The sequence below is a fragment of the Pantoea sp. CS_6 genome (assembly GCF_041954745.1).
Taxonomy (GTDB): domain Bacteria; phylum Pseudomonadota; class Gammaproteobacteria; order Enterobacterales; family Enterobacteriaceae; genus Pantoea; species Pantoea stewartii.
Map to the genome: position 1 here is coordinate 23,308 of NZ_JAVAYG010000015.1, position 12,734 is coordinate 36,041.

10 protein-coding genes and 1 tRNA gene are annotated in these 12,734 nt (G+C 52.9%); 5 read left to right on the forward strand and 6 right to left on the reverse strand.

Going from position 1 to position 12,734, the window contains the following annotated elements:
* Positions 1–27: 27 nt before the first annotated feature.
* Entirely contained in the window at positions 28–1,281 is a 1,254-nt protein-coding gene (locus RAC90_RS18965; RefSeq protein ID WP_058702164.1) for a mechanosensitive ion channel family protein, read from the reverse strand.
* A gap of 606 nt (positions 1,282–1,887) precedes the next feature.
* Here RAC90_RS18965 and RAC90_RS18970 point away from each other — a divergent pair.
* Positions 1,888–3,291, forward strand: a complete 1,404-nt coding sequence (locus RAC90_RS18970; protein ID WP_375124652.1) for a glycoside-pentoside-hexuronide (GPH):cation symporter — start codon at positions 1,888–1,890, stop codon at positions 3,289–3,291.
* A gap of 41 nt (positions 3,292–3,332) precedes the next feature.
* Positions 3,333–4,847 carry an alpha-N-arabinofuranosidase gene (locus tag RAC90_RS18975; protein WP_375124653.1) on the forward strand — a complete coding sequence of 505 codons (1,515 nt, stop codon included), beginning with the start codon at positions 3,333–3,335 and terminating at the stop codon, positions 4,845–4,847.
* Between the two features lie 84 nt (positions 4,848–4,931).
* On the opposite strand, the gene RAC90_RS18980 is transcribed toward RAC90_RS18975, so the two are convergent.
* From RAC90_RS18980 to RAC90_RS18990, 3 genes are all read right to left on the reverse strand, one after another.
* Positions 4,932–5,008: transfer RNA gene (locus RAC90_RS18980), tRNA-Pro, on the reverse strand.
* Positions 5,009–5,081: 73 nt separating this feature from the next.
* Entirely contained in the window at positions 5,082–6,836 is a 1,755-nt protein-coding gene (gene yejM, locus RAC90_RS18985; RefSeq protein WP_058708435.1) for an LPS biosynthesis-modulating metalloenzyme YejM, read from the reverse strand.
* Positions 6,837–6,858: 22 nt separating this feature from the next.
* Positions 6,859–7,083, reverse strand: coding sequence for a YejL family protein (locus RAC90_RS18990; RefSeq protein WP_006119976.1), 225 nt, complete (start codon positions 7,081–7,083; stop codon positions 6,859–6,861).
* A 159-nt stretch (positions 7,084–7,242) separates the two neighbouring features.
* On the opposite strand from RAC90_RS18990, the gene yejK reads away from it, so the two are divergent.
* On the forward strand, positions 7,243–8,247 hold the full coding sequence (yejK, locus tag RAC90_RS18995; RefSeq protein ID WP_033740589.1) for a nucleoid-associated protein YejK: 1,005 nt from the start codon (positions 7,243–7,245) through the stop codon (positions 8,245–8,247).
* A gap of 92 nt (positions 8,248–8,339) precedes the next feature.
* Here yejK and rplY read toward each other — a convergent pair whose 3' ends face one another.
* Positions 8,340–8,624 carry a 50S ribosomal protein L25 gene (gene rplY / locus RAC90_RS19000; RefSeq protein WP_006119974.1) on the reverse strand — a complete coding sequence of 95 codons (285 nt, stop codon included), beginning with the start codon at positions 8,622–8,624 and terminating at the stop codon, positions 8,340–8,342.
* Positions 8,625–8,755: 131 nt separating this feature from the next.
* A complete protein-coding gene (locus RAC90_RS19005) occupies positions 8,756–10,510 on the reverse strand; it encodes a DEAD/DEAH box helicase (protein ID WP_205950537.1) in 1,755 nt (584 codons plus the stop codon).
* A gap of 155 nt (positions 10,511–10,665) precedes the next feature.
* Between RAC90_RS19005 and rsuA the strand changes: the two genes are divergently transcribed.
* Together rsuA and RAC90_RS19015 are read left to right on the forward strand one after the other, a co-directional pair.
* On the forward strand, positions 10,666–11,385 hold the full coding sequence (gene rsuA, locus RAC90_RS19010; protein WP_033740587.1) for a 16S rRNA pseudouridine(516) synthase RsuA: 720 nt from the start codon (positions 10,666–10,668) through the stop codon (positions 11,383–11,385).
* Positions 11,386–11,396: 11 nt separating this feature from the next.
* Positions 11,397–12,593, forward strand: a complete 1,197-nt coding sequence (locus RAC90_RS19015) for a Bcr/CflA family multidrug efflux MFS transporter (RefSeq protein WP_006119971.1) — start codon at positions 11,397–11,399, stop codon at positions 12,591–12,593.
* Positions 12,594–12,734: the final 141 nt, after the last annotated feature.

Consider the following 12,734-nt stretch of genomic DNA (forward strand, 5'->3'; position numbering starts at 1 on the left):
ATGCTATCTGTTCTGCGTTTTCCGCTTTCACGGTTGGGGTTCACTTTCTGTTGCTTGCCGGACAGGCCCCTGCGACAGAAAACTGAGATCGCTGCCGGACGGGCGCTGATAAATACGTAATGAAAAAACGTTAGCGATGGCATAGATATATTCAAAGATTGCCGACTGCGTATTTTCATAGTCCACCCAGAGTACGGAGGAGGTAAAGCAGTAGATCTCAATCGGTAACCCTTCGGCTGACGGTTTCAGCGATCTCACCACGATATACATGTCTTTGTGGATATCCTCCCGCTGTGTCAGCCAGGCAGTAAGATAGTGACGAAAGACCATCAGGTTAGTCATGCCGTTTTCAACAAACCAACGGTCACCGACCGCGCTCAGTTCCCGACCATCCATCAGCTTTGACAGTTGTTCGCTGATGCCGCGGACCTGAACCATCGGCTCCAGCATGGCATGATCTACAAAGCGTATTGACGTTTGATCAAGGTAGAAACTCCGCATAATGCGTCGTGCCCCGGAGGAAAACATTGCCTGCCAGTTGGTGTACGTTTCGGTCAGAAAGGTTTTTGTGGGCACACGCGAAAGTGTATTGTCCCAGTTACGAATGGTGATGGTGTGCAGCGCGATATCAATGACCTCGCCACTGATATTATTCGCGGGCAGCTCAATCCAGTCGCCAAGCTGTAGCACGTCATTCGATGAGAGCTGAATATTCGCCACCAGTGATAACAAGGTGTGCTGAAAGACCAGCATCAGAACCGCTGCCACGGCACCCAGACTGGAGATGATAATGGCTGGCGACTTATTCGACATAATGGCCAGGATCATTATCGCAGAGATAATGTGGACCAGAATCTTACCGACCTGAATATAGCCCTTGATTGAATGATTTTTACGTTTTGATTTTTTGACATAGGAGATGTTCACAATCTCCAGTACTTCATTAAAAAACAGCGACAGATAAACCATAAATAAAATGCCGCAAATGGTTTTTATGGCGATTAACAGGTGCTCGGGCAGGTCCGGCATAAACTGTAACAGGAAGTAGACCGTGATGACCGGAATAAAATTGGATAGTTTTTCAGACAATCTGACATCTTTATCCAGCGGCACCTGATTCTTGTGACTGCTGAAGAACACTTTACGCACCACTCTGACCACAAAAAATTTGCATATCAGATGGGCTACCAGGCCCGCGACAATCAACACCAGGAGGTTAACAGCAATAGAAAGGGCGGGTTTATTCTCGATAAAGTGTTGTATGTCGTTAAAATAATTCATGTTAATCGTAAGCCTGGAAATGTTGCTGGTATTCAACCACAAACCTGTTGATGGCGATAAGCGTAGCGTGCGCCTGCTCTTCGCGCGACCGCGGTTAAATAAATGTTGTTTGTGCCTGAATGTAAGCCGCGCGGCACGGGCCGTCAGCCCGGGGGTGGTGACCCTGCTGTTGTTGACGTGCGCGGCTATCTGTTTCAGCGCGGGTCGTTAACCACGATGTTTTGTCGATGCATCGCATTGTCTCATGAAGGTGAGTGCGGGTAACGCGCGGAGGTCTCCATCGCAGCAAACCGCATTGCAGATAAAGACAGGGAAGAGACGAATCAGAGAAGGAATAATATCGTCGGCGTTTTTCTCCTTTGCACAGGGAAGGTGATTAGCGTCAGGTTTTATACTTGCAGAAAATTAAATTTTTGATGGTGACTGACGCGTATTAACCAGGCTGCTGTCGGTTTTATCCCAGGCGAGATGATGTCTGAATATATGCCCATATACGCTGAATACATGGAATATATGGTTATTATTTTGCTTATGAGAGCGTTATCGTAGGTTAAAAATACCTCTAAAACATATGCTTATCGCCACCTCTTTTCAGGAAGGTGGAAAATGAAAACGCACATAACGTCAACCATTCATGCCGATTACGCTGTTCAGTCAGACCGCTCGGGTCGTGTAGGCTTTATTGAGAAGGCCGGATTTGGGGCCGGTGATGCAGCCTGTAATATGCTGTTCAACCCGATAACCCTGTTCCTGTCATTTTTTTATACGGATATATTTGGTCTGGCTCCGGGCGTGGTGGCGACCATCTTTCTTGTTGTCCGTTTTGCAGATGCGATTTTTGATCCTTTTTATGGCGCCTGGATTGATAAAACCACCACACGCTGGGGGCGCTTTCGTCCGTGGATCATTGGCTTCGCCGTACCGTTTGCGATGAGTTGTATGGTGATGTTTTACACGCCCGATTTGCAGGGCAATGCAAAGATCCTGTATGCGTTTATTACCTATCTGATTTTGTCACTGCTGTATTCCGGTGTGAATATTCCGTACTGCTCGCTAGGCGGTGTTATCACCACCAATGCGCAGGAGCGGGTGTCCTGTCAGCAGTTTCGTTTTATGGGCGCTGGCTTTGCCAGCTTATTCTGTACTCTGACATTGTTACCGATGGTGGCTTTCTTCGGTAATGGCAACCGGCAAATGGGCTTCTTTTGGGTCATTACGATTTTTGCCGTGATTTCCCTGTTCCTGTTTGTCTTTTGCGTGGCTACGACACGGGAGCGCGTGATCCCCAAAAGCAACGCCGGGGATTCCATCTTTAACATTATCCGGCAAATCATGAAAAACGATCAGTGGGTCGTCTGTGTCTTTGCCATGTTCCTGGATTGTATTCCGTCGTTTGTGCGCGGGGCCGCGTGTATTTATTTTGCCAAATACGTGATGGGGCTAAACGATTATTATGCCACGCTATTTCTGAGCACCGGGATTGTCGCCGGGATTCTGGGTTCCTATATCACACCGTATTTCACCAACCGCTGGTGCAAAGTCACCGTTTACCAGGTATGCAAAGCTATCGCGCTGATGATGTCTGTCGGGTTCTTTTTTCTGCCCGCGCAGAGTGTGCTGGTGGTCTTTGTCTGGTTCTTTGTTCTGTCAGTGATTCATCAGATTGGCGCGCCCATTCTGTGGTCGTTTATTGGCGATGTGGATGACTATGGCGACTGGAAAACGGGTAAACGTCTGTCCGGCATCTGTGCCTCCGGTAACCTGTTTTCACTCAAAATTGCGCTGGCTGTCAGTGGCGCGATGGTGGGGGCAGTGCTGTCGGTTACCGGTTATCAGGCCAATGTCGCCATTCAAAAAGCTAGCGCGATTGCGGGCATTTATACGCTGATGGTCTGGATTCCGGTCGTGGGTTATCTGCTTTCTGTGTGGCTGGTCCGCACGCGCTACATACTGACCACGGCCAAAATGAAAACCATCGAAGACGACCTGTTATCGGCGCATGCTGAGTGAGCCTCTGCGCGTTCGCCACAGAGAAGACAGAAGGGGAGAAAATGATTAAGTACTTTTTTCAAAAACAAAACTACATCGGCCAGGTCAATGACGCGCTGTACGGCTCTTTTGTGGAACATCTTGGACGTGCGGTCTACAGCGGTATTTATGAACCCGGTCATGTCACGGCGGATCGGCACGGTTTTCGTCAGGATGTGGGGGCCCTGGTGCAGGATCTGGGGATTAACACCGTACGCTATCCTGGTGGCAACTTTGTCTCTGGTTACAACTGGCGAGACGGTATTGGGCCGCAAGCTGAGCGTCCGGTGCGGCTGGATTACGCATGGCTTACCAAAGAGAGCAATCAGTTTGGCATTGATGAGTTCGCGACCTGGTGTGAAAGCTATGGGCTGACACCCATGATTGCCGTAAATCTTGGCACCGGCACGCCGCAGGAGGCCGGTTACTTTATTGAGTACTGTAATGTGGCATCGGGGACCGCGCTGAGCGACTTGCGTATCCAGCATGGTCGGGCAGCGCCGTACAATTTTAAACTCTGGTGCCTGGGTAACGAGATGGACGGTGACTGGCAAACCGGGCAACTGAGTGCAGAAGATTACGTGAAAAAAGCCCGTGAAACGGCAAAAATCATGCGCTGGGTCGATCAGGATATCAGGCTGGTCGCCTGTGGCAGTTCAAACTCGTTACAGGCCAGTTATCCGGAATGGGATCGCATCGTTCTGGAAGGGCTTTATCATCAGATCGATTACCTTTCCTGCCACCACTATTTTGAAAACAGCACCGGCAATCCGCAGGACTTCCTGGCGTCTTTCCAGCGAATGGATGATTTTATTCATACCATCACGGCCACAGCCGACTATGTGAAAGCCAAACTGCGTAGCGATAAAAAAATGATGCTGTCGTTTGATGAATGGAATATCTGGTCCATCGAAGGCGAGCCCTGGCAGGATTACTTTACCGATCCCGCTAATCGCTATCAGGAAGCACCGCCGTTACTTGAACAGTCTTACACCTTCCTTGACGCGCTGACGTTTGGCGGGCTGATGTGCTCGTTACTCAATCACTGTGACCGCGTAAAAATGGCTTCTCTGGCCCAGTTAGTTAATGTGATTGCCCCCATCTTTACCCGTCCGGGAGGCGAGGCCATTCGCCAGACGATCTACTGGCCTTTCCAGATGGTGAGCCATTGCGGGCGAGGGCATGCCTTACGCTATTTTGCCAATGTTCCCACCCTGAATACGGTGCACGGCGAAACCCGGCAGATACAGAGCGCGGCGGTGTACAACGAAGAGAAACAGCAAATTGCCTTCTTCGCGCTCAATATGCACGAGCATGATGCAGCGGATGTGGCCTTTATGCTCAATGGCTTTGGTGAAGGGACGATAGCCGAACACAGCATACTGGCAGGTTATGCGCTGGACGCAAAAAACACTTTTGCTCAGCCCGACAACGTGGTGCCAACGTCACGCACGCTCACTGAGGCTGAACGTCGTCAGATGCAGGTGACGTTGCCGCCGCTGAGCTGGAACCGGGTGCTGATTGATCTGCGGGGTTGAATACAGGTCGGGCCGGCCAGGTTGGCGGGCCCAGAGACAGACATAAAAAAACCAACCGTAAAGGTTGGTTTTTTCGGGATAATTTGGTCGGCACGAGAGGATTTGAACCTCCGACCCCTGACACCCCATGACAGTGCGCTACCAGGCTGCGCTACGTGCCGAACTTTGGAGAGCTAGTCTACTGATTATCAGCACGAATGCAAGCGTTCCAACGCCTAACTGCCTTATTATTAATCAGTTAGCGATAAAACGCTTCTCTTCTGTAAGCACCTGCAACAACAGCGCCAGCTCGGGTTTATGATCCTTCAACGTATTGCCGTCTGCGTCGTAGGCGCGATAGCTACCGTTATTGTTGAGCACCAGCGTGACTTTCGGCGTGGTGATGACCAGCTTATTGTCTTCGCTACTGGTCACCCAGTCATGACGGCGCTGTGCCGCAAACAGATCTTCACCCTGCGCATAATTCACCGGATTCGTTCGCACATGCAGCAAGCGCTGCATCAGCGTCACCATCACGTCCTGATGATCGGAAAGGCGCGTCACCGTCTGTGCGGGCGTGTCCGGCCAGTGAATCACCAGCGGCACCTGCAGGTTTTGGCGATTTCCCTCGTTATCCGGATCGCCCTCCAGCGCAATACCGTGCTGTGCAGTAATCACGACCACAGTGTTTTTCAGCAAATCACGCTGCTGTAGCGTGGTGAGGATCGCCTGAATCTGTTCATTTAGTGCCGGTGCCTGGCGCAGATAGCTGCGCTGGCGGGTTTTGTCATTGTTGCCGCTGATATCCGGTCCGTTCAGGGCCAGCCAGGAGAACCATGGCGTGCCGTCAACTTTTTGCGTGCTCAGCCAGTTTTGCCATTGCGATACGGTGCTGGCATTGGGCTGATCGCCGCTGGCAGGCAGCGAGTAATCTGACAACAGCGCCTGACGGTACAACGGCTGGTTGAAGCCGTCAGAAGAGAACAAACCAAACTGATAGCCCTGCGTACTCAGCGCCGTCAGCAGGGCAGAAGGCGTACGTTGCGCCAGCACGCCGTTCATATAGCTGGGTGAAATACCGTAGAACAGGCCAAACAGCCCTCTTTCAGCGTTATCGCCTGCGCTGAAGTGCTGCGTGAAACGCACGTTCTGACGGGCAAACGCGCCTAGCGCGGGCAGCGCCGTGTCGGTGTTGGCGCTGTTCAGGCCATCCACCGTGATCACTAACAGGTTATCGCGCGTACCTTTATCCGCAAAGGTGATATCGCTCAGCGGATACTGCACGGCCGCCGCTTCGGGATCGCCTTGCTGTACCAGGCGGCGTTGATATTCCTGCGCATCCAGTAAGCCGTGGCGCTCCAGGAAACGTCGCGCGGTCATCGGGTAGGAGAGCGGCAGATTGGCGCGTTGCATAGTAATAGGGCGGTAGAAGTTGGCGTCCGCCCAGATATACATCAGGTGGCTGGCAAAGAAGGCGCAGATAAACAGGGCCGCCAGCGGTTTGCCAAAAGAGCGGCGGTTCAGGCTACGTAGCTTCTGCCAGCTCCAGGTGGCAAACAAAATCTCCACCAGAAAAATCAGCGGCACGCCGATAAACATCAACTGCCAGTCGCGCGCCATCTCACTTTGATCAGGATTGATCACCAGTTCCCATACCACCGGATTAAGGTGAAGATGGAAACGGTTAAATACCGCGCTGTCGACCATCAGCAGTGTCAGTCCTGCCGTGGCCACCACCGACGACAGGACCCGCATCAGACGTTGCGACATAACGACGAACGTCAGCGGAAAAATAATCAGTAAATAGGCGGCAAAGACAATAAAGCTGAAGTGGCCAATCCAACTGCTGTACGCATAGATACGTCCCGCCAGGGAGGCAGGCCAGTCGGCAACCAACAAATAGCGGCTACCCAAAATGAGCGCGAAAAAGATATTAAACAGAGCAAACCAGTGTCCCCAGCTAATCATCTGGGAGACTTTTTCGCGGTAGCGCTGTCGGTTGGTTACCATAGTTTTACGTCAGACCGGCAAATTAATGAGTACTGTCGTCTACCGACGCCTGTAGCGCATCAGCAAAAGAACGAGCCAGAGCGCGGCGTTGCGCAGGCGCAACATCGCTGTTAATCAGGTTGGTTACCATGTTCCCCAGAACCATCAGGGAGAGATCGGTGGGAGCCTGGTCTTTTTGCAAAACCTGCGCCATTTCCGCGAGGAGTTGTTCAACGCGTTGGTCGCTGTAACGGGATGATTGTGGCATAGCGAAAACTTATCTCGTCTCAAAAGGCGATATAGTACCGGAACAACGCACTTTTTTCCGCAAATTTATCGAAAGCATCCGGTCTGCGTTATGTAGAGAGTTGAAAGCTGCTGCTGGCGGTGTTTGAATACGCGCCTGTGCTACCAGGAGGAGTTTACCATGAGTCTGGATATCGACCAGATTGCCTTGCATCAGTTAATTAAACGTGATGAAAATCAGCTAGAGCTGGTGTTGCGTGATTCGTTACTGCCGGCCACCAGCACGGTCGAAGCAATGGCGGAAGAGTTGCACCGTGTTTACAGTGCGAAGAGTAAAGCTTACGGGCTGTTTAATGCGGAAAGCGAACTGGCCGAGGCGCTGCGTAACTGCCGCAAAGGACATGATGATTTCCTCGCCTTTAGCCGGGCGGCGACCGGACGCCTGCGTGATGAACTGGCAAAGTATCCCTTTGCAGAAGGCGGCGTGGTGCTGTTTATTCAGTATCGTTACCTGGCGGTAGAGTATTTACTGGTGGCGGTATTGAACAGCCAGTCCAGTATGCGCGTCAACGAACAAATGGATATCAGTAGCACACACTATCTGGATATCAATCATGCGGATATCGTGGCACGTATCGATCTCACCGAATGGGAAACCAATCCCGAATCCACCCGTTACCTGACTTTTCTGCGCGGCCGGGTCGGGCGCAAAGTGGCCGATTTCTTTATGGATTTCCTGGGCGCGGAAGTCGGCCTGGATACCAAAGCACAAAACCGTGGCCTGTTACAGGCGGTAGATGATTACTGTGACGAGTCGAATCTGGATAAAAATGAGCGGCAAAATTATCGCCAGCAGGTTTACAGCTACTGTAATGAGCAACTTCAGGCAGGCGAAGAGATTGCGCTGAAGGCGCTGTCTGGCGAACTGCCACCGCTGGGGGATAAAACGTTTGAAGCCTTTACCCAGGAGCAGGGCTATGAACTGGAAGAACATTTCCCGGCCGACCGCAGCACCTTACGTCAGTTAACCAAATTTGCCGGGAGCGGCGGGGGGCTGACGCTAAATTTTGATGCCATGCTGCTCGGCGAGCGCATTTTCTGGGACCCGGTGACGGATACCCTGACTATCAAGGGCACGCCGCCCAACCTGCGCGAACAGCTACAGCGCCGTACCAGCAGTAAGTAATGGCGAGCCGGACACGGCGTTCCGGCTGACCGCAGACAAAATAAAAGGGCCGGTTTCGCAACCGGCCCTTCTACTTTCAACTCACCCGGCAATTAAGCGCGAACGAAGTCGATGTGGTGCAGTTTTGGCTTGAACGGGTGACGCTGAACAGCCTGCACTTTAACTTTGGTTTCTTTACCATCAACAACCAGCGTCAGAACTTCTTCGTAGAAGCCTGGCTTCGCTTGCAGGTTCATTACCTGGTCGTGGTCAAGGTCGATAGAAACAGCCGCTTCTGAACCACCATAGATGATGGCCGGGAAACGGTTTGCTGCGCGCAGGCGGCGGCTCGCACCCTTACCCTGCTCTTTACGTTCTACTGCATTGATAGTGAACATTAATACGTCTCTTTATAATTTCTGCTACAGGCGACCCAGTAACAGAAGGGTTATTCAACACCGCTGATGCACATGCAAAAGCGGGCGGCATTATAGCCGTAATCCCCCACCGGGGCAAACCCTAATACGACCTAGCGGAGTTCATTGGCCCGGCGGAAACGGCCCTGATAGTCAAACAGCTTCTCGCGAATCTGCCAGAAGCGGCCTTTGGCGCGCGCCACAACAAAATCGGGATGACGCAGCAGCGGCTGTAAGGCCAGCACATCGGCGGCGGTTTGCCAGCCCAGCGGCACGCCGGGTGCGCGCTGGTGCGGGCGCATAAAGAGCTGTTCGAAGGCCTTGCGCTGTGCAGGGGTTTGCAGGCGAAAGCGCTCGCTGACGCTGGTGCCGTCTTCATCAAAGTAGGTGGCGTTGAGCCATTCGCCTTTTTCATCGCGGCCCTGTTCCAGGGTCATGCCACCGCAGCGCAGAACCCGGGCATCTTTCAGTTTCAGGGCGGCTTTGAGCATATCGTCAGGATCGACCAGAATCTTGTCGCATTCGCGGCAGCGACGCGCAGCAATGTCGTTCTCTGCGTTGCACTCCGGGCAGTTTTTAAAGCGGAAACGGTAGTCGCACTGTTCACGCTCGCCCTCGTCGTCCTCTAAAACGCCCTGGCATCGCCGGCCGAAGTGCTCAATCACCATGCCATCGCTTGTGGCTTTGCCCCAGAAGGTGTTGGCGAAACCGCAGGCAGGGCAAAACACCTGCACGGGCTGATTGTCGCTTTTCCCTTTTGGCGTCCCCACTTCGGGCGTAAACAAATCGTGGGGATTACCGGCATAGTCCAGAATCAGGCAGTCCTTCTTGCCGGGAGACAAGCGCAGACCACGCCCCACAATCTGTTGATACAGGCTGACCGATTCCGTGGGACGCAGGATGGCAATCAGGTCCACATGCGGCGCATCGAAGCCGGTCGTTAACACGGCGACGTTCACCAGAAATTTAAGCTGCTGGGCTTTAAAGGCGGCGATCAGGGCGTCGCGGTCTTTGGCATGGGTTTCCGCCGAGACCAGCGCGCTGTTTTCCGGCAGCAGGCTCAGAATTTCCCGTGCGTGTTCGACCGTGGAAGCAAAAATCATCACGCCCTGGCGATCGTCGGCAAATTCCACAACCTGACGAATGATCTGTGGGGTAATACGCTGCTGCTGTTTAAGTTCCCGGTTCAGATCGGCTTCGCTAAACAGGCCATTCGCTTGCGCGGTCAGGCGGCTGAAATCATACTGCACCACCGGCATATCCAGCCGTTCAGGGGGCACCAGAAACTGGTGCTTAATCATATAGCGCAGGGGCAGTTCATAGATGCAGTCGCGGAACAGGGCTTTTTCGTCGCCACGCACCATTCCGTGATAATGAAAACGGTAGATCCAGCCCTTGCCCAGACGGAACGGTGTGGCCGTTAAGCCCAGTAAACGCAGGTTGGGATTGTGCTGACGCAGATGCGTAAAAATCTGTTGATACTGGCTCTCTTTGTCGTCACCAATGCGGTGACACTCATCCACGATCACCAGCGAAAAGGCGCTGTCAAACAGGCTGAGGTTTCGCGCAACGGACTGCACGCTGCCAAACACGACTTTTCGCTGGCTCTCTTTGCGCTGTAAGCCTGCCGCAAAGATATCAGCCTCCAGGCCGTAAGCCTGATATTTGCTGTGATTTTGCGCCACCAGCTCTTTGACATGCGCCAGCACCAGCACCCGGCCGCGTGCCAGGCGTGCCAGTTCCGCGATCACCAGGCTTTTTCCTGCCCCGGTGGGCAGCACTATCACGGCAGGTTCATGATGACGCCGGAAGTGGGCGACGGTGGCATCAACCGCTTCCTGTTGATAGGGACGTAAAGTAAAAGACATGCTGCTCACTTTTGGAAAACTTGCTGCAATTATGCCACGAATCGTCTATAAACGCGCTGTCAGAGAGACGCCGTTCAGGCTATACTTCCCAGACTTTTTCAACGGTTAATAACGCCGTTTTAGTTTCCCTCCGCAGTAACAGGCAAAACACATTCATGCGACTCGACAAATTCATTTCTCAGCAACTGGAAATCAGCCGTGCTATCGCCGGACGCGAAATCCGTGGTCAACGTGTCACCGTTAATGGTGAGGTGGTGCGCGATACCGCGTTCAAACTCCAGCCCGATCACGAGGTCGAGTATGACGGCAACGTGCTTCAGATGCAGACCGGGCCGCGCTATTTCATGCTGAATAAACCGCAGGGCTATGTCTGCTCCACGGACGATCCCGATCATCCTACCATCGTCTATTTCATCGAAGAACCAATGGCATTCAAACTGCACGCCGCAGGCCGGTTGGATATCGATACGACCGGATTAGTGCTGCTGACGGACGACGGACAGTGGTCGCACCGTATCACTTCACCGCGTCACCATTGTGAGAAAACCTACCGTGTGACGCTTGAAGCGCCGGTAAGCGACGATACCGCTGCGCAGTTCAGCGCAGGTGTACAACTGCATAACGAAAAGAGCCTGACCAAACCCGCACAGCTTGAGATCATCACACCGACGGAAGTCCTGCTGACGATCAGCGAAGGGCGCTATCATCAGGTCAAACGCATGTTCGCCGCCGTGGGGAATCGGGTGGTGGAGTTACACCGTGAGCGCATTGGCGCCATCGTCCTGGACGAGGACCTGGAACCGGGAGAATACCGCCCGTTAACAGAAGAAGAGATAGCCAGCATTGGCTTGCCTGACGAACTGAAACAGAAATAGCGAGAAAGCCGGTGCGCAAGGAAAAAAATTCGCCAATGGGGTTGGTGATCATTCTCGGCCTGTTAGCGATGTTGATGCCATTGTCGATAGATATGTATCTGCCTGCCATGCCACAAATTGCGCGTCAGTTTGCGGTATCCGCAGGCAGCGTACAGATGACGCTCAATCTTTATATTCTGGGGTTCGCCATTGGGCAGTTGATCTACGGTCCGCTGGCCGACAGCTATGGTCGCAAACCGGTGATAACGCTGGGCACCCTGATATTTGCCTGTGCGGCGGCAGCCTGCGCGCTTTCTCAGTCAATAGAACAGCTTATCGCGATGCGTTTTTTGCACGGCCTGTCCGCTGCGGCTGCCAGTGTCGTGATTAATGCCCTGATGCGCGACAGCTACTCGAAAGAGGAGTTTTCGCGCATGATGTCCTTCGTGATGTTAATCACCACCATTGCGCCACTGCTGGCCCCCATTATCGGTGGCTGGCTGCTGTTGCTCTGGAGCTGGCACGCCATTTTCTGGACACTCTCGATAGCCGCGCTGATTACCACCGTTCTGGTCGCGACCCAGATTCGGGAAACGCTGAAGCCTGCGCAGCGCCAGCGTTTTCATCTGCGCACGACGCTAGGGAATTTTGTGGCTTTATTTCGCCATAAACGGGCGTTCAGCTATATGCTGTCGAGCGGGTTCTCCTTTGCGGGACTGTTTACCTTTCTCAATGCGGGCCCGTTTGTTTACATCGAGCTCAATCATATTTCGCCGCAAAGCTTTGGCTATTATTTTGGCCTGAATATCGTGTTTTTGTTCATCATGACCCTGATTAACAGCCGCGCGGTGCGCCGTTTTGGCCCTGTCACCCTGTTCCGTTTTGGGTTACTGGTGCAGTTTGCGATGGGCATCTGGTTGCTGGTGGTCAGCGCGTTTGATCTGGGGTTTTTGCCGCTGGTCTTCGGTATCGCCATGTTTATCGGCTGTGTGTCCATGGTGTCATCAAATGCCATGGCGGTAATTCTGGATGAATTTCCGCACATGGCCGGTACGGCGTCTTCACTGGCGGGCACGCTACGTTTCGGCGTAGGCGCACTGGCCGGTGCGCTGCTCTCCCTGTTCAGCTTTAACAGTGCCTGGCCTATGGTGGGCACCATTGCGCTCTGTGCAACGCTCTCCGTTGCGCTCTTTCTCTACGCGTCACGTCCGCATTCTGCCGCCCGCTAAGCAGGCGGCAGCCTTCGCTGTCGCCTGTCCTGACCTGCAAAGACAATAATGTTTCTTATTTGTGAAAAAAAATAGCAAATAAAGTAATCACATTGGGTCTAAAATGATTGTTAGTTATCATTAAACGCGGTACATATAGCC

What these genes read in the sequence shown, in the direction of transcription:
- RAC90_RS18965 (WP_058702164.1), bottom strand. Translation starts at nt 1,281, where the DNA reads ATGAATTATTTTAACGACATACAACACTTTATCGAGAATAAACCCGCC.
- RAC90_RS18970 (WP_375124652.1), top strand. Translation starts at nt 1,888, where the DNA reads ATGAAAACGCACATAACGTCAACCATTCATGCCGATTACGCTGTTCAG.
- RAC90_RS18975 (WP_375124653.1), top strand. Translation starts at nt 3,333, where the DNA reads ATGATTAAGTACTTTTTTCAAAAACAAAACTACATCGGCCAGGTCAAT.
- yejM (WP_058708435.1), bottom strand. Translation starts at nt 6,836, where the DNA reads ATGGTAACCAACCGACAGCGCTACCGCGAAAAAGTCTCCCAGATGATT.
- RAC90_RS18990 (WP_006119976.1), bottom strand. Translation starts at nt 7,083, where the DNA reads ATGCCACAATCATCCCGTTACAGCGACCAACGCGTTGAACAACTCCTC.
- yejK (WP_033740589.1), top strand. Translation starts at nt 7,243, where the DNA reads ATGAGTCTGGATATCGACCAGATTGCCTTGCATCAGTTAATTAAACGT.
- rplY (WP_006119974.1), bottom strand. Translation starts at nt 8,624, where the DNA reads ATGTTCACTATCAATGCAGTAGAACGTAAAGAGCAGGGTAAGGGTGCG.
- RAC90_RS19005 (WP_205950537.1), bottom strand. Translation starts at nt 10,510, where the DNA reads ATGTCTTTTACTTTACGTCCCTATCAACAGGAAGCGGTTGATGCCACC.
- rsuA (WP_033740587.1), top strand. Translation starts at nt 10,666, where the DNA reads ATGCGACTCGACAAATTCATTTCTCAGCAACTGGAAATCAGCCGTGCT.